The sequence below is a fragment of the Chryseobacterium sp. AC405b genome, from assembly GCF_979258685.1.
Genome location: NZ_OZ409877.1, coordinates 2404169 through 2421599 on the forward strand (window position 1 = coordinate 2404169; position 17431 = coordinate 2421599).

The following is a 17431-nucleotide window of genomic DNA, read 5'->3' on the forward strand; positions in this document are numbered from 1 at the left end:
GCATTTGCAGTTTTAATAAGTATAAAAAACTATATAAAAACAATATTTGTGAAAAATTTTACAACAGTATTAAAAATTGCACCGGCATTTTTATTGGCTAGTTCAATGATGTATGCACAAACTGCAGACTCTACAACTAAAGAAAAAACTATTGAGGAAGTAGTTTTGATTGGTTATGGAAAACAGAAGAAAACTGATTTGACGGGTTCTATTACCTCTCTCTCGACAGCTGATTTCAATAAGGGTGCTGTAGCAACTGCAGAAGGGCTTATTAATGGACGCGCTGCCGGTGTGGTCATCACCCAATCTGGAACACCTGGTAGTGAACCGATTATTAGAGTAAGAGGTGGTTCTTCTTTAAATGCAAGTAACGAACCTTTGTTGGTTGTAGATGGCTTGCCTTTAGATGGAGTATCTTTATCTACTATTAACCCAAATGATATAGAATCTTTTTCTATATTAAAAGATGCGGCTTCTACTGCAATATATGGATCTAGAGGATCTAATGGAGTTATATTAATTACGACAAAAAAAGGAGGTAAAAGATTAAGAGTTTCATTAAATGCTTTTACAACAGTTAATACTTTAGCTAAAAAAATTAAAGTGTATAATGGTGATGAGTTTAGAGCGTTAATTAATCAATATGTTCCAGATAAAGTAGCTCAGTTAGGCACTGCTAATACTGATTGGCAAGACGAGATTTTTAAAACATCCGTAACGAATGACATTAATGCCTCCATTTCTGGAAGTTTGTTTGGTAAAATACCAACCCGTTTCTCTGTAGATCATTTAGAAAATAGCGGTTTATTAATTACATCTGGTTTCCAAAGAACGACAGGAAATATTGCAATCAGCCCTAGTTTTTTTGATGATCATCTAAAATTTAATATTACTGGTACTTATTCTTATACTTTTAAAAATAATGCCGATGAAGGAGCTATTGGTAATGCACTTTCTATGAACCCTACTCAATCTGTTTATGATGACAATTCTATCTACGGAGATGGTTATTATGAAAATAGCGGAGGTAATTTCAATCCTACAACAGGAACTTACAATCCTAATGGAGTTTCAAATCCTGTAGCACAATTAAGAAATAAGAGTGATATACAAAATTTCAAAAGATTTTTTGGAAATGTAAACATGGAATATAAATTCCATTTTTTACCAGAATTAAGGTTGATTGCTAATGCAGGTTTGGATAGTAAAGAATTAGACGGGCACGTAACAACAAATAAGAATTCCAGAAACGGATATTATTCTGTTGCCAATACTTTTGCTTATTATGGGTCAGAATCTTTTTCAGGCGAAAGTCTATTGAACAAAAATGCCAACATTCAATTGAATTACGGTAAAACTTTCGGTCAATTCAATTTTGATGTAATGGGAGGTTATGAATATCAGAATTACCATAAAACAAGTTTTTCAAGTGGTAATACATTTTTGTACACTTTAGATCCTGTTAATAATTTTTATAATCCAGATTCTAAACCAGATCTTAATTTACAAGCTTTTTTTGGTAGATTAAATTTAGGTTTCGCAAATAAGTATTTACTTACTGTTAATTATAGAAGAGATGGTTCTTCCCGTTTTAGCAAAGTAAATAGATGGGGAGATTTTGGTGGTGTAGCTGCTGCCTGGAGAATTTCAGAAGAAAGTTTTTTAAAAGGAAATTCTACACTATCTGATCTTAAATTAAGAGCGAGTATCGGTAAAATAGGAAATCAAGATATTGGAGATTTCAGATATGACTACTTTAAAACATATAATGTTTCTTCAACATTATTTTATCAATTTGGAAATACATTTTATCAGATTGCAAAAGCCAACGGATATAATGAAAACTTAAAATGGGAAGAAAGTATAAAATATAACCTAGGGTTAGATTTTGGATTTGCTAAAAATAGAGTGACAGGGACATTAGATTTTTATTTAGCAGATACAGAAGATCTATTATCTATTGTTCCGGAAGGTGCCCTTTAGAAAATTTAAGAATTATTGGTCCTAAAAATATTGGTAGATTACAATCAAAAGGGATAGAATTGGGATTGGATATAAAAGCTGTGAAAAAAGAAAATTTCACCCTAAATTTCAATTATAACGCAACCTATAATAATATTAATATTAAAGAATTAGAGTTAGATAATATTGATAAAGGAGGTGTTGGCTTAGGTGCTTTTATACAAACATTTAAAACGGGCTATTCTCCTTATGTATTTAATGTTTTCCAACAGGTATATGACAGCAATGGTAAGCCAATTGAAGGTGCTTATGTCGATAGAAATAATGATGGTGTAATAACTTCTGCAGATAAGTACATCTATAAAAAACCACAAGCAGATGTGACAATGGGCTTTATGACCAATGCAACTTTTGGAAAGCATATTGACTTCTCTATGGCTTGGAGAGCAAGTGTAGGAAATTATGTATATGATCAAATCTCTGCAGACAGAGCTCAATTGGGAAATATCTACAATACTGTAGATGGAACTATTAATAATGCTCCTGTAGATTTTAGCAATACAAATTTTAGATTTACTAATAAAGAATCTGATTATTATGTAAAAAACGGAAGTTTCGTAAAATTAGACAATGTAACCTTAGGATATACCTTTGATAATTTATTAAAAAATAATGGCTCCATAAGATTTTATACAGGTGTTAATAATGTACTTATTATCACTAAGTATAAAAACTTAGATCCAGAGGTATTTAATGAAGGAAGAGATGGTTCTATATATCCAAGAGCAAGAATGTTTACTTTAGGGATTAACGCAAACTTTTAAACTTTAAAAAAATGAAATTAAATATAATAAAATTAAGAAATCTGGCTATTGCAAGTGTATTTCTTATATCAGCAACTTCTTGTATCAATGATTTGGATGTTAAAGTAAATGATGATGAATTATATACATCAGAACAATTCTATTCCAATCCAGAATCTTATAAGCAGTTTTTAGCGAAAATTTACGCTGGTTTAGCGGTCACAGGACAGACTTCTCCTAATGGAAATTCAGATTTAGGACTAGAAGCAGATGGACTAACCCAACGAAGGTTTTTCACAATATATCAGAGGATATTGGCAATTACAAGAATTAACAACTGATGAGGCAATTATTGCTTGGGGAGAATCTGATAATCCAGGAATTAGAGATTTAAACTTCAATACTTGGAACGCAGATAATAAATTCAATGAAGCTTTTTTTGCAAGAATATTTTTCCAGATTGGCTTAGTCAATGAGTTTTTAAGAGAAACTACCGATGAGAAATTATCAACTAGGGGAGTTTCAGCGGATTTAAAAACTCAAATTAAAACTTTCCGTGCAGAAGCAAGATTTTTAAGAGCTTTATCTTACTATCATGCAATAGATATTTATGGTAGAATTCCTTTTGCAACAGAAAGTGATATTATTGGTTCTGGGGTAAAACCATCAGTACAATCGAGAGAATATGTTTTCAACTATTTATTAGAAGAGTTGAATGAGATAGATGGAGATTTAGCAGCTGCAAAAACCAATGAGTATGGTAGAGCAGATAAAGCTGCTGCTTGGATGTTAAAAGCCAAACTATACCAAAATTCCAAAGTATATACTGGTGTTGACAGAAGTACAGAAGCTTTAACAGAAATCACGAAAGTAATTGGTTCACCATATAAAGTGGCAACAATACCTTATGCTAATTTATTTAAGGCAGATAACAATCTAAACGGTGCTCAAGACGAAGCTATTTTCCCTATTACTTTCGATGGTATTAAAACAAAAACTTACGGGGGAACTACTTTTCTAATTCATGCAAGTTGTACCAATGCAGTGGGAGCTGTATTGGGAGTAGATGCAGGCTGGGCAGGTTTTAGAACTCGCCAGGAATTTATTCAATCTACAGGAACAGATGCCAGAGTAATGAAAGTAGCAGGAAGTACAGATCCTGCATCTATTTCAGATTATGCAAAATTTGAGGAAGGTGTAAAATTGATTAAGTTTTCTAACAAAACATCTAGCGGTGCAGGTGGAAGTGATGGTACTTTTACGGATGCAGATTTTGCTTTATTCAGAATGGGTGATGCTTATTTAATGTACGCAGAATTAGCAATTGTTAATGGAAAAGGTAGTATAGCTACTGCTTTAGGGTATATCAATACTTTAAGAACAAGAGGTGGTGTTACAAACATTGCAATGTCTGACCTCAATGCTCTTACTTCGACAGACGCTAAAGAAATGTTTATTTTGAACGAAAGAGCTAAAGAATTGTATTGGGAAGGGACAAGAAGACAAGATTTGATTAGATTAAATCATTACGTATCTAGCTATACTTGGCAATGGAAAGGAGGAGTCCAAAATGGATCTTCTATAGCTTCTACAAGAGTTTTATTCCCTATTCCGAATAAATATTTGAATATTAATTCTAATTTAACTCAAAATCCAGGTTATTAATTATTAAACTTAAAATAATGAAAAATATTATAAAATTTATTTTTGCAGCCATTGCTATAACAATGATTTGGTCTTGCGAAAAAGATGAAGATCAGGCGATTTTATCTTTAAAATCCGAGCCAACACTTAAAGCAAGTGCAACCACTTTATCATTATCTAGTGCAAATGCTAACAGCAACGCAGTTACTTTTACCATTACCCCTGCAGATTATACTCCCGAAGTAGAAATTACCAATGTCTTGCAATTTGCAGTTTCAGGAACTAATTTTGCTATGCCAAAAGAAGCGGGGTTAAGCAATGGCGTATTATCTAAATCCTACACTGTAATAGAATTTAATTCCTTAATGTTAAGCCTTGGATTACCAACCGGCATTGCTTCTGATATTGATGTTAGATTAAAAACTACTGTAGGAAAGGGAGTGCCTGTCTATTCGGCTGTACAGAAAATTTCTGTAAATCCTTATGCTTTGGTTTCGTATATGTACGCTCCGGGTGCATATCAAGGTTGGGATCCACCGACAGCTCAAGCTTTAAAATCTGCTACAAGCAATGGAATTTACATAGGTTATATTAATTTTACTACAGCAAATTCTGAATTTAAAATTACACCAATGAAAAATTGGGATCATAGTTATGGTACTAATAATAACGTAGATATCATATATGATGGAGGTAGCAATAACTTGAAAGCAGTAAATGCTGGAAGCCAAAAGTTAACTGTAAATATTAATACTAACAAATTTACTTTAGCACCTTATTCTTGGGGAGTTATTGGTTCTGCAACACCAAACGGTTGGAGTGATCCAGATACGGATTTAGTTTGGAATAGTAATACAGAAAAATGGGAAGTTACTGTTGCTTTAACAGTAGGAGAAATCAAATTCAGACTCAACAATGATTGGGGAACCAACTTTGGAGATGATGGAAATAATGGGTCTCTAGATGCTGGTGGTGCAAATATTGCCATTGGTATTGCAGGAACTTATAAAATTACTTTTGATGAAGTAAACTTAGTTTATACAGCCGTAAAACTATAATTTTATTTCAAGATGTTTTACATAAAAACTGTTGCTAAAAAGTAACAGTTTTTATATTTTTAAAACTTATAATATTCAATATGAAGAAAATGACAATCGGAGCATTTTTGCTCTCTATGATGTTTGGAGGTGCAAATGCACAGTCTTTAAAATCGCCGGATGGAAAATTTGAAATGGATTTCCAGTTGAAGCAAGGCGTTCCCTATTACAATCTGAAATTTAACGGTAAAACAGTTGTTGAAGATTCAAAACTGGGATTGAGAATCTTTAAAGATTCATCTATTAAGTTTGCTTCAGAAATTGCAAAACCAGAAGATGCTAAATTTGACTTAAATAGCGGTTTTACAAAAATTGATGAGAAAACAGATTCAAAAAACGAAACCTGGCAACCGGTTTTAGGTGAAAAGAAAAATTATATTAATCATTACAACGAATTGGCGGTAACGCTTAATCAGTCAGCTACTGACAGAAGTATTATTGTAAAATTCAGATTGTTCAATGATGGATTAGGATTTAGATATGAATTTCCACAGCAAAAAAATCTAAACTATTTCGTTATTCGCGAAGAAGATTCTGAAATTGACTTTCCTTCAGATATGAAAGCCTGGTGGATGGTCGCAGATTACGATTCACAGGAATACCAATATCAGGAAACAAAAATTTCTGAAATTCCGGGAAGATGGGCAAAGGCAGCTGATGCAAACGCTTCACAGACTTTAATTAAAAATGCCGTTCAGTCTCCTTTAATGCTGAAAAAAGAAGGAAAAGAACCTTTATACATCAATGTTGCCGAAGCTGCAGTTTTAGATTATCCTGCTTCTCATCTTGAAGTAGATGCTCAGAATTTTAAATTTAAAACTAACCTTACGGCAGACAGACAAGGCGCAAAAGGATATATGCAGACTCCGATGGTAACGCCCTGGAGAACCATCATCGTTGCTCCGAAAGCAGAAGATGTGATGGATTCTAAAATGATTTTTAACCTAAACGAACCCACAAAATATACCGATACTTCATACATTAAGCCTACAAAATACATGGGAGTTTGGTGGGAAATGATCATCGGAAAATCTCAGTGGGCTTATGGTCAGCCAGAATCAAACGTAAGGTTGGGTCAGACAGATTTTTCAAAATTAACACCAAACGGAAACCACGGTGCCAACAATACCAAAGTAAAAGATTACATCGACTTTGCATCTGAAAACGGTTTTCAGGGACTGTTAATTGAAGGCTGGAATGTTGGCTGGGAAGATTGGTTCGGTCGTTCAAAAGAGTATGTTTTTGATTTTATCACGCCATATCCGGATTTTGATATCAAAATGCTGAATGACTACGCTCATTCAAAAGGAATTGATCTGATCATGCACCACGAAACCTCAGGTTCTGCAACGAACTACGAAAGATGGGCAGACAAGGCTTTCCAGTTGATGAATAAATACGGTTACAAATCTGTAAAAACAGGGTATGTAGGAGACATAATTCCGAGAGGGGAACATCATTATTCTCAATGGATGATCAACCACTACTACAGAATTGCAGAAAAAGCAAATGAATACAAAGTGATGGTTAACTCTCACGAATCAGTTCGTCCTACAGGAGAAAGCCGTACCTATCCAAACTACATTTCCGCAGAGGCTGCTCGTGGAACAGAATACGATGCATTTGGAGGAAACAATCCCGATCATCAGACTATTCTTCCTTTTACAAGATGGATGGGAGGCTCAATGGATTACACACCTGGGATTTTTCAGACAAAATTAGACTACTATTTCCCTGGTGACAAACGTTTTGTGAAAACTACTTTAGTAAAACAATTGGCTTTGTATGTAACGATGTATATGCCACTTCAAATGGCTGCAGATTTACCTGAAAACTATAAAAAGCACATGGATGCTTTTCAGTTTATCAAAGATGTAGCTGCAGATTGGGATGATACCAAAATTTTGTCTGCAGAGCCTGGAGAATACGTGGTTACGGCAAGAAAAGCTAAAGGAACGCAAAACTGGTTTGTAGGTGGAATTACCGATGAAAATAAACGCGAGTATACGGTAGATTTTTCTTTCTTGGATAAAGGTAAAAAGTATGAAGCTGTAGTGTATGAGGACGGAAAAGATGCAGATTACATTGATAATCCTCAAAGCTACAATATTTATAAAAAACAGATTACAAGCAAGTCAAAAATACCTTTCAAGATGGTTCGAAGTGGTGGTTTTGCCATCTCGATCAAACCTGTAAAATAAAAATTACCTTCTCTGAAGGGATAGATTTTGAGCGAAGCGAAAAAACTGGGTAGATTTTAAATCTTTTTTTCAGAAGCTGTTTCCCGCTCTCCACTATATCTTTTTTGTTCCGGGCTTTTGCCCAAAACAAAAAAGGATGCCGTTTCGATCGGGGCTAGGAAAGTCTATATTTATTACAACTTTGTCAAAGTACAATCTTTGACAAAGTTTATTTAATCAATGTTTTTTTTCAATATTATTCTTATGAAAAAAATAATTTTACTCACATTAGTTTTTGTATTTCAGAACTTTTTTTTGCAGATTCAAAAAGTTGAACCCGCTTTTTGGTGGAAAGGAATGAAAAATCCTGAACTTCAAATTTTGGTGTACGGAAAAGATGTTTCCAAAAATGAGATTGTACTTTCGGACGGAATTTCCATCAAAAAATTAGAGAAAGTAGAAAACCCGAATTACGTTTTCATCACTGTCAATACCAATGAAATAAAGGTTTCAAAATTCAAAATCAATATAAAGAATCAGAATAAAATCATAGATTCTTACCATTATGAATTAAAGGAGCGAAACCCAAATTCTGCCAACAGAGCATCTTACACTTCAAAAGATGTGATGTATCTCATCATGCCCGACAGATTTTCCAATGGCGATCCTTCCAACGATTCTCAACCTGAACTTATTGAAAAAGCCAACAGAACTTTACCCAACGGGAGACATGGCGGAGATTTGCGGGGGATTATTAACAATATTGATTATCTTAAAAACCTTGGTGTAACAACACTTTGGCTCACTCCGGTTTGCGAAGATAATGAGAAAGCTTACAGTTATCACGGGTATGCACAAACCGATTTGTACAAAATAGATGCGCGTTACGGAAGCAATCAAGAATACCTTGAGCTCTCACAAAAGCTCAAGAAAAACAACATGAAATTGGTGATGGACTATGTTACCAATCATTGGGGAATTTCACACTGGCTTATTAAAGATTTACCGATGAAAGACTGGATTCATCAGTTTCCCGACAGCGAAAAAGGTTTTAAACGATCTAATTATAAAACCACCTCACAGTTCGATACCAATGTTGCAGAAATCGACAAAAAACTCGCGCTCGACGGTTGGTTTGATACGACAATGCCCGATATCAATCAAAAAAATCCATTTGTTTTAAAATATTTAACACAGAACGCCATTTGGTGGATAGAATTTGCTGATCTGGATGGTTATCGCGTCGATACCTATCCGTACAACGACAAGGAAGCGATGGCAAAATGGGCAAAAGCGATCACTGACGAATATCCGAATTTCAATATAGTTGGGGAAGCGTGGTTATATTCTGCGGCTCATATTTCAGCATGGCAAAAAGATTCAAAAATTGGCGAAGCAGCAAATTATAATTCCAATTTACCCTCGGTGATGGATTTTATGCTGTATTCCGAATTACCAAAAGCTTTGGCTGAAAAAGACTCTTGGGACGCAGGAATGAACAAATTGTACAATGTTTTTACCAGCGATTTTTTATATCCCGACATCAATAATATTCTCGTTTTTTTCGAAAATCACGACACCGAACGCTGGAACGAAATGTTCAACGGAAATCCTGAAACTTATAAAATGGCTTTAACCCTTATTTCTACAGTTCGGGGAATTCCGCAATTGTACTACGGCTCTGAAGTTGGAATGCGTGGCGACAAAAAAACAGGTGGTGATGCAGATATTCGCAGAGATTTTCCTGGCGGTTGGAAATCGGATAAACAAAACGCTTTCAATCCTTCCACACAAACCAAAGAGCAAAAAGAGTTTTACGATTTCAGCCAAAAAATTTTAAACTGGCGTAAAAATACTACCGTAATTCATACCGGAAAAACCAAACATTATATCCCGGAAAACGATGTTTATGTTTATTTCAGGTATGACGAAAAAGAAAGTGTAATGGTAGTTTTAAATAATAATGAAAAGGAACAGACGTTAGATTTACAACGATTTGCTGAAAGTTTAAAGGACTTCAAAAAAGGTATAGATGTACTTTCAGGAAAAGAATTGATGATAAATAAAAGTCTTACAATTCCGGCAAAAACATCTTTAATTGTAGAATTAAAATAATCTCTTCACAGCTTCTTTTTGAGATAAAAAATAAATAATATGAAAAAATTAACTTTCATTGGAGTTATTATATTGCTTTTCGGTTTTTCAGCAACACTTTCTGCCCAACAAAAAGGTTTCTACGAAAATGTTCAAAAGAAAAATATAGAAACCGTGCTCAATCAACTCAATGAGTTTGCAGCCAAAGCCGATTTCAAAAACTATTTTGCATTATTTGCCGAAGAATCTACCTTTATCGGAACCGATGCTACCGAAATTTGGAACAAAAAGCAATTTATGGATTATTCAAAACCACATTTTGACAAAGGAAAAGCATGGAATTTCACTTCTCTGCAAAGAAATATTTCGTTCAGTAAAGACGGAAAATACGCATGGTTTGATGAAATTTTAGACACCCAGATGAAAATCTGTAGGGGAAGTGGCGTTTTAGAAAAAATGGGTAATCAATGGAAAATAAAACAGTATGTACTTTCTATGACCATCCCGAACGATATTTCAGATAAAGTGGTTGATGAAAAAACAATCATAGAAGATACTCTGATAGAAAAATTAAAAACTAAAAACTAAAAATAGAACACAATGACAAAAAAAACAAAACCAAATCTGTCTATGGCTCAGATCATCAACATGAGCATGGGATTTTTGGGAATCCAGATGGCTTTCGGGCTTCAAAATGGTAATGCGAGTAGAATTCTACAAAATTTAGGAGCAGAAGTAGATAAATTACCATTGTTTTGGTTAGTGGCACCATTGATGGGATTGATTGTTCAACCCATTGTTGGACATATGGGAGATAATACTTGGAGTCCACTTGGTCGTAGAAAACCTTACTTTTTAATAGGCGCGGTTTTATGTGCAATTGGTTTAGTTTTCTTACCAAATGCTGCATCTGTAACTCAGTTTATGGGAGCTAATGTTTTGCTTTTAGCTGTTGTTTTTTTAGCATTGATGGATGCTTCTATTAATGTAGCAATGGAGCCCTTCCGAGCTTTAGTGGGAGATATGTTGCCAAAACATCAAGGAACTTTAGGGTTTTCGGTTCAAACAATATTAATAGGAATTGGTGCAGTTATTGGTTCAGAAATGCCAAATTGGCTTACAAAATTAGGAGTAACTAATTTTGCACAGGAAGGATATGTTGCAAATAATGTAATTTATGCATTTTATATTGGAGCAGCAGTTTTGATTCTTTCCATTATATATACCATTTTTACTACCAAAGAATATTCTCCAAAAGAATTTGCAGAATTTGAGGGTGAGAAAGAGATCGTACAAGAACATTCGAAATTTTCTGATATTTATAAAGATTTCGGAAATATTCCTTTACAAATGAAGAAATTAGGTATAGTTCAATTTTTTTCTTGGTTTGCCTTATTTACGATGTGGGTTTTTACGACAAGTGCTATAGCAACGCATCATTTTGGGTTACCTCCAGAAGATGGAAGCTCTGTTAAATTTAATCAAGCAGGAGATTTACAAAATCACTTATTTGGTTTATATAATTTATTTGCTATTCCATTTGCTTTTTTCCTATCTCCAATTGCAAAAATATTGGGTAAAAAGCAAACGCACGCATTAGCATTATTAAGCGGTGGTTTAGGTTTGATTTCTATGTTTTTTATTAAAGATACCTCAATGCTTTGGATTTCAATGGTAGGACTAGGATTTGCTTGGGCAAGTATTTTGGCAATGCCTTATGCAATGTTGATTGATTATATTCCACAAAGAAAAATGGGGGTCTACATGGGAATATTCAACTTCTTTATTGTAATTCCTCAAATTGTTAATGTGATTTTTGGTGGTATTATTGTAAAACAAATTTTCGGAAATATGGCTATGGATTATGTATTTGTAGGAGGTGTTTGTATGATAGTTGCGGCCGCAGTAACTATGTTTTTAATTAAAAATCAAGCAAACGAAACACCAAAAGAAATTGAAGAGGAAATCCAGCAGGTACATTTTTAGTTTAATTAGAAATTAGAAATTAGAAATTAGAAATTAGAAATTAGAAATTAGAAATTAGAAATTATTTTAATTAAAATTCAAAATTATTTCAATAATTGTTTCAATAGGAGCGGACTTTAGTCCGCTTTCTTGTTGATATAAATGGCTGGCTTTAGCCAAAAATTTAATATTCTTAAAATTTTAATGTTTTAAAAATTCATTTCAAAAAAAAGACTATTCACAATTAACACTTAAAATCACTTCTTACCTTACATCAACATTTTACAATCATACTGTATGTACATTTGTACTATAAATAATCAAAAAAAATTACAATGAAAACAGTATATCACAAAGCAGATTCAAGAGGTCACGCAGATCACGGTTGGTTAAATTCTTACCATACTTTCAGTTTCGCAGGGTACCAAAACAGAGAAAGATCAAACTTCGGAGTGTTGAGAGTTTTAAATGACGATACCGTTTCTCAGGGAATGGGTTTCGGAACACACCCTCACAAAAATATGGAAATCATTTCCATTCCGTTGGAAGGAAACTTAGAACATAAAGATTCTATGGGAACAACTGCTGTTATCAGAAAAGGTGAAATTCAGGTGATGAGCGCAGGAACAGGAGTAATGCACAGCGAATACAACCAAAATAAAGATGAAGCCGTAAAATTTTTACAAATCTGGGTTTTCCCGAGAGAAGAAAATGTAGAACCGAGATACGATCAGAAAAGCATTAAAGACGGTGAAAAAATCAACGGTTTCCAACAGATTTTATCACCCGATAAAAATGACGATGGCGTTTGGATTCATCAGGATGCATGGTTCAATTTAGCCAATTTCACCCAAGGAAATGGAAAAAACTATACCATCAACAAAAAAGGAAACGGCGTTTATGTATTTGTACTAAAAGGAAGCGCAAAAGTAGGAGATAGAATTTTAAGCGAAAAAGACGGTTTAGGAATTTGGGACACCCAAAGTTTTAACATTGAAGCAGTTGAAGACACCGAGATCCTTTTAATGGAAGTTCCAATGGATTTACCGGCATATTTAAAATAAATAATAATATTTTTGCAGCACAAAATTTCCCCTCCTCTGGAGGGGTGGCGAAATTCAAAGAATATAGACGGGTGGTTTCAATGTCATCCAACTTAATAATTAAATTTAAAACAATATATAAATGAAAATTCTAGCTATAGCAGGGAGCAATTCAGATACATCAATCAACAGGCAATTGGCAACGTATGCTACAACGTTATTCGACAACGCAGAAATAGAAATCGTAGATATGAACGATTTTGAAATGCCAATCTACAAACATCAAAGAGAAGTTGAAAGCGGAGTTCCACAGGAAGCCATTGATTTTGCATCAAAAATTGACAGTGCAGATGTACTTTTAGTTTCTTTATCTGAGCACAACGGAACGTATTCTACAGCTTTCAAGAACGTATTCGATTGGACTTCAAGAATCAAACAAAGAGCAGTTTGGAACGAAAAACCTATGCTGCTAATGGCAACAGCTCCCGGAGCAAGAGGTGGTCTAGGAGTTTTAGAAGCGGCAGAAAAACGTTTCCCTTTACATGGTGGGAATATTGTAGACACTTTTACGCTTCCTTTTTTCAATGATCAATTTGATAAAGAAAATCAAAAAATTTCTAACGTAGAAAAAGACAATGAGTTACGTGAGAAAGTAAACAAGATTTCGGCAGTTGAAATAATCTTAGAAAAATAGCATTTGAATATTAACATAAAATTAATATCTTTGCAAAAAGAAAATAGATGAAGATTCAGTCCACTTTCAAAGAATGTTTTTCAAATAACGGAAAAACTGTGGACTCTGAAACTCTCAGATAAAACATCAGCCGATAATCTACCAAGATTGTCGGCTTTTTTATTTTCTTTAAATCAAATTAAAAGTTAATATAAAAGATAAAAGATGTCAGTCTGTAATCTGAAATCTAGCATCTAAAAATCTAAATAATAATGAGCAATACGTACAAATCTGCAGGTGTAGACAAAGAAGAAGGTTACAAAACCGTTGATAAAATCAAAAAAGCGGTGGGCGAAACGCACAACTCCAATGTATTGAATCATTTGGGAAGCTTCGGTGCTTTTTATGAAATCGGAGGATACAAAAACCCTGTTTTGGTTTCAGGAACTGACGGAGTAGGAACAAAGCTTAAAGTTGCTTTAGATTCAAAAAGATACGATTCTATTGGTGTAGACTGTTTCGCAATGTGTGCCAACGACATCCTGTGTCACGGCGCAAAACCATTATTTTTTCTGGATTATTTAGCTTGCGGAAAATTAGATTCCGAAATTGCTGCAGAAATCGTTTTAGGAATGGTAAAAGCCTGTAAAGACAACAACTGTGCATTGATTGGTGGTGAAACTGCCGAAATGCCGGGAATGTATCAGCCGGGAGACTATGACGTTGCAGGTTTCTGCGTAGGAATCGTTGAAAAAGACCAGATTATAGACGGTTCAAAAATCAAAACCGGAGACAAAATTATTGCATTGCCAAGTTCAGGATTTCACTCAAACGGATTTTCTCTGGTAAGAAAAATATTCCCGAATTTTGAAGAAGAATTTGAAGGGAAGCCTTTGTACGAAACACTTTTAGTGCCTACAAGACTATATTACAAAGATATTCACAAAGTGATTGAAGAGGTGGAAGTTTCAGGAATTGCCCACATTACAGGTGGCGGTTTATACGAAAACATTCCAAGAATTATCGGAGACGGATTGTGTGCTTCCATCGAGGTATCAAAAATTCAGGTTCCAAGCGTGATGTTAGAATTAGAAAAAAGAGGAAATATTGCTCGTGAAGAGATGTTTGGAACCTTCAATATGGGGGTAGGAATGATCATTGTAGTTGATCCGGAACACGCTGAGAAAGTGCTTCATCTTCTAGATGACGCTTACGAAATTGGAGAGATCACGGAAGGAAGCGAAAAAATAGATTTGAAATTCTAAAAAGACATCAGATTTTAGATATCAGACGACAGACTTTTAGTCTGAAATCTAGTATCTGAAATCTATTATCTAATATTAATGAAAAACTTAGTTATACTTGTTTCAGGTTCAGGAAGCAATCTTCAGAGAATTATTGATACCATTGATAACGGAGAAATCCAGAATGCAAAAATATCTTTGGTTGTTGCCGACAGAGAGTGTTACGGACTCGAAAGAGCAAAAAACCACAACATACAAAGAGTGTTGATTCCGAGAGGAAAAAACTTCAGCAGTGAATTGGGTAAAATCATTCCAGAAAATACAGACTTAATCGTATTGGCAGGATTTTTATCCATCCTCAAACCTGAATTTGTCGAGAGTTGGGCAGGGAAAATCATTAACATTCACCCGGCTTTACTTCCAAAATACGGCGGAAAAGGGATGTGGGGACATCACGTTCATCATGCCGTAATTGAAGCAAAAGAAAAAGAAAGTGGAGCAACCGTACATTTTGTAACGGTAGGAATCGATGAAGGAGAAGCAATTCTCCAAAAATCATTCGAAGTTACAGAAAATGACACGCCCGAAACGTTAGCAGAAAAAGTTCATAAAATTGAATATGAAATTTTCCCGATAGCAATAAACAAAGTATTAGGAAATTAGTGATAAAAGGCTTCGACAAGCTCAGCCTGACGAAGCCGAAAAGCTACAATTAGTATTAGAGATATAAAAATTCCCCTCCTTTGGAGGGGTGGCAAAAATTCAAAGAATTTTTGACGGGGTGGTTTAAAACATTCAAAATTTGAGTAATCAACGTCTTAAACGGTGATTCTCAACAAGGATAAAAGGCTTCGACAAGCTCAACCTGAAGACGCTACAAAATTAAGATGAGTACTATAAAGGTCATGCTGAGCCTGTCGAAGCATTTCTTAATAAAAATAAAGACACACTTAGATTGATTAAAGAATATTTCGAAAAAGTAAAAAATCTAAGTAAAAGTAAGAGATCGGAGGTGAAAGAACCGGTCTACAGTTTGAAATAACTGTAAAAAGTAAAAAGTGAAAAGCCTCGAAAGGGCAAGTAAAATGAGTGAAAAACCGCAATTTTTTGCGGTTTGATCTTAAAAAAAATGAAAAATCTATGAGCAAGAGAGTTTTGATCAGTGTTTCTGACAAAAGTGGATTAACAGAATTCGCACAGTTTTTAGAATCCCAGAATTATGAATTGATTTCTACAGGAGGGACATTCAAACATTTGAAAGACGCTGGTTTAAATCCAATCCAGATCGATGAGGTTACCGATTTTCCTGAAATGCTTGACGGAAGGGTAAAAACTTTACACCCGAAAGTTCACGGCGGTTTATTGGCGGTTCGTTCAAACGAAGAACACATGAAAACTGTTCAGGAACATAATATCGGTTTGATCGACATGGTGATAGTGAATTTGTATCCGTTTTTTGAAAATGTAAACAAAGACATTTCATTACACGAAAAAGTTGAATTCATCGACATTGGAGGTCCTTCAATGCTTCGTTCAGCGGCTAAAAATTTCGATTCTGTAACGGTAATCACTGACGTTGAAGATTACGAAAAAGTAAAGATCGAAATGGAGCAAAACGGTGACACGTTCATCGAAACCCGTAAAAGATTGGCAGGAAAAGTATTTAATCTTACTTCAGCGTACGATGCGGCGATCTCAAGAATGCTTTTAGAAGAAGATTATCCTACGTATTTAAGTGCTTCTTACAAGAAAGTTTCAGACCTAAGATACGGAGAAAACCCACATCAGACTGCAGCGTACTACGTTTCAACTTTTGAAAACGGTGCCATGAAAGATTTCGAACAGTTGGGAGGGAAAGAATTATCATTCAACAACCTTCGTGATATGGATCTGTGCTGGAAAGTGGTAACTGAATTTAAAGAAGAAATGGCTTGCTGTGCTGTAAAACATTCTACACCTTGTGGAGTGGCAATCGGAACTTCAGCTTTAGAAACATATAAGAAAACATTCGAATGTGATCCGGTTTCTATCTTCGGTGGAATTGTAGCTGCCAACTTTAAAATTGATTCTGCAACCGCTGAAGAATTAAACAAAACTTTCCTTGAAATTGTCATGGCTCCGGAATTTGATGAGGATGCTTTAGAAGTTTTAAGAAAAAAGAAAAATTTAAGAATTATAAAAATCGTTAACTCGGTTTCAGATAAGCAAACTTGGGTGAAAGTTGATGGTGGAATCTTGGTTCAGGATAACGATAGTATTTTCTCAGATGATATTAAAGTAGTTACTGAAACTCAACCAACGGAAGAGCAGAAAAAGGCTTTATTATTCTCTCAGAGAGTGGTAAAATATGTGAAATCAAATGCAATTGTTGTTTCAAACGGTATCCAGGCTTTCGGAATTGGTGGCGGACAGGTTAACAGAATCTGGGCAACGCAACAGGCAATCGAAAGGGCAAAAGAAAAATTCACAGGAGATCTTGTTTTAGCTTCTGATGCATTTTTCCCTTTCCGTGATGTGGTAGATTTCTGTGCTCAGGAAGGTATTACGGCGATTATTCAACCTGGAGGAAGCGTAAAAGATCAGGAAAGTATTGATGCTGCTAACGAACACAACATTCCAATGATGTTCACGGGTGTAAGACATTTCTTTCATTAAAATTGAATTAAAATAGCGTTTTAAGATTGTATTTATAACATTCAAATTATATATTTGTAAACTAGACTAGA

Annotated in this window: 14 protein-coding genes; all 14 read left to right on the forward strand. The window is 34.6% G+C overall.

Going from position 1 to position 17431, the window contains the following annotated elements; genetic code table 11:
- The first annotated feature begins 48 nt into the window (after positions 1 to 48).
- The 14 genes from ACZZZA_RS11515 (at position 49) to purH (ending at position 17360) form a co-directional block, all read left to right on the forward strand.
- On the forward strand, positions 49 to 1983 hold the full coding sequence (locus ACZZZA_RS11515) for a SusC/RagA family TonB-linked outer membrane protein (protein WP_463431882.1): 1935 nt from the start codon (positions 49 to 51) through the stop codon (positions 1981 to 1983).
- Positions 1984 to 2042: 59 nt separating this feature from the next.
- Entirely contained in the window at positions 2043 to 2786 is a 744-nt protein-coding gene (locus tag ACZZZA_RS11520; protein ID WP_463431884.1) for a hypothetical protein, read from the forward strand.
- Positions 2787 to 2797: 11 nt separating this feature from the next.
- The gene (locus ACZZZA_RS11525; protein ID WP_463431885.1) at positions 2798 to 3106 is read left to right on the forward strand and encodes a hypothetical protein; all 309 of its coding nucleotides are present in this window, start codon (positions 2798 to 2800) and stop codon (positions 3104 to 3106) included.
- 370 nt (positions 3107 to 3476) lie between these two features.
- The gene (locus tag ACZZZA_RS11530) at positions 3477 to 4430 is read left to right on the forward strand and encodes a RagB/SusD family nutrient uptake outer membrane protein (RefSeq protein WP_463431886.1); all 954 of its coding nucleotides are present in this window, start codon (positions 3477 to 3479) and stop codon (positions 4428 to 4430) included.
- Between the two features lie 62 nt (positions 4431 to 4492).
- Positions 4493 to 5467, forward strand: a complete 975-nt coding sequence (locus ACZZZA_RS11535) for a SusE domain-containing protein (RefSeq protein WP_463431887.1) — start codon at positions 4493 to 4495, stop codon at positions 5465 to 5467.
- 80 nt (positions 5468 to 5547) lie between these two features.
- Positions 5548 to 7707 carry a glycoside hydrolase family 97 protein gene (locus ACZZZA_RS11540; RefSeq protein WP_463431888.1) on the forward strand — a complete coding sequence of 720 codons (2160 nt, stop codon included), beginning with the start codon at positions 5548 to 5550 and terminating at the stop codon, positions 7705 to 7707.
- 243 nt (positions 7708 to 7950) lie between these two features.
- Complete coding sequence (locus tag ACZZZA_RS11545) at positions 7951 to 9801, forward strand: glycoside hydrolase family 13 protein (protein ID WP_463431890.1); 1851 nt, start codon at positions 7951 to 7953, stop codon at positions 9799 to 9801.
- Between the two features lie 39 nt (positions 9802 to 9840).
- Positions 9841 to 10368, forward strand: a complete 528-nt coding sequence (locus ACZZZA_RS11550) for a nuclear transport factor 2 family protein (protein ID WP_463431892.1) — start codon at positions 9841 to 9843, stop codon at positions 10366 to 10368.
- Positions 10369 to 10380: 12 nt separating this feature from the next.
- Entirely contained in the window at positions 10381 to 11766 is a 1386-nt protein-coding gene (locus tag ACZZZA_RS11555) for an MFS transporter (RefSeq protein WP_463431894.1), read from the forward strand.
- A 314-nt stretch (positions 11767 to 12080) separates the two neighbouring features.
- The gene (locus ACZZZA_RS11560; RefSeq protein ID WP_463431896.1) at positions 12081 to 12809 is read left to right on the forward strand and encodes a pirin family protein; all 729 of its coding nucleotides are present in this window, start codon (positions 12081 to 12083) and stop codon (positions 12807 to 12809) included.
- 121 nt (positions 12810 to 12930) lie between these two features.
- On the forward strand, positions 12931 to 13482 hold the full coding sequence (locus ACZZZA_RS11565; RefSeq protein ID WP_463431898.1) for an NADPH-dependent FMN reductase: 552 nt from the start codon (positions 12931 to 12933) through the stop codon (positions 13480 to 13482).
- 251 nt (positions 13483 to 13733) lie between these two features.
- Positions 13734 to 14726 carry a phosphoribosylformylglycinamidine cyclo-ligase gene (gene purM / locus ACZZZA_RS11570; RefSeq protein ID WP_463431900.1) on the forward strand — a complete coding sequence of 331 codons (993 nt, stop codon included), beginning with the start codon at positions 13734 to 13736 and terminating at the stop codon, positions 14724 to 14726.
- Between the two features lie 78 nt (positions 14727 to 14804).
- Positions 14805 to 15368, forward strand: coding sequence for a phosphoribosylglycinamide formyltransferase (gene purN, locus ACZZZA_RS11575; RefSeq protein ID WP_463431902.1), 564 nt, complete (start codon positions 14805 to 14807; stop codon positions 15366 to 15368).
- A 477-nt stretch (positions 15369 to 15845) separates the two neighbouring features.
- Entirely contained in the window at positions 15846 to 17360 is a 1515-nt protein-coding gene (gene purH / locus ACZZZA_RS11580; RefSeq protein ID WP_463431903.1) for a bifunctional phosphoribosylaminoimidazolecarboxamide formyltransferase/IMP cyclohydrolase, read from the forward strand.
- The last annotated feature ends 71 nt before the right edge of the window (positions 17361 to 17431 follow it).

Bases quoted from the DNA above. Each gene is read 5' to 3' on its own strand.
- ACZZZA_RS11550 (WP_463431892.1), top strand. From the start codon at position 9,841: ATGAAAAAATTAACTTTCATTGGAGTTATTATATTGCTTTTCGGTTTT.
- purN (WP_463431902.1), top strand. From the start codon at position 14,805: ATGAAAAACTTAGTTATACTTGTTTCAGGTTCAGGAAGCAATCTTCAG.
- purH (WP_463431903.1), top strand. From the start codon at position 15,846: ATGAGCAAGAGAGTTTTGATCAGTGTTTCTGACAAAAGTGGATTAACA.
- ACZZZA_RS11545 (WP_463431890.1), top strand. From the start codon at position 7,951: ATGAAAAAAATAATTTTACTCACATTAGTTTTTGTATTTCAGAACTTT.
- ACZZZA_RS11555 (WP_463431894.1), top strand. From the start codon at position 10,381: ATGACAAAAAAAACAAAACCAAATCTGTCTATGGCTCAGATCATCAAC.
- ACZZZA_RS11540 (WP_463431888.1), top strand. From the start codon at position 5,548: ATGAAGAAAATGACAATCGGAGCATTTTTGCTCTCTATGATGTTTGGA.
- ACZZZA_RS11525 (WP_463431885.1), top strand. From the start codon at position 2,798: ATGAAATTAAATATAATAAAATTAAGAAATCTGGCTATTGCAAGTGTA.
- ACZZZA_RS11565 (WP_463431898.1), top strand. From the start codon at position 12,931: ATGAAAATTCTAGCTATAGCAGGGAGCAATTCAGATACATCAATCAAC.
- ACZZZA_RS11560 (WP_463431896.1), top strand. From the start codon at position 12,081: ATGAAAACAGTATATCACAAAGCAGATTCAAGAGGTCACGCAGATCAC.
- purM (WP_463431900.1), top strand. From the start codon at position 13,734: ATGAGCAATACGTACAAATCTGCAGGTGTAGACAAAGAAGAAGGTTAC.
- ACZZZA_RS11535 (WP_463431887.1), top strand. From the start codon at position 4,493: ATGATTTGGTCTTGCGAAAAAGATGAAGATCAGGCGATTTTATCTTTA.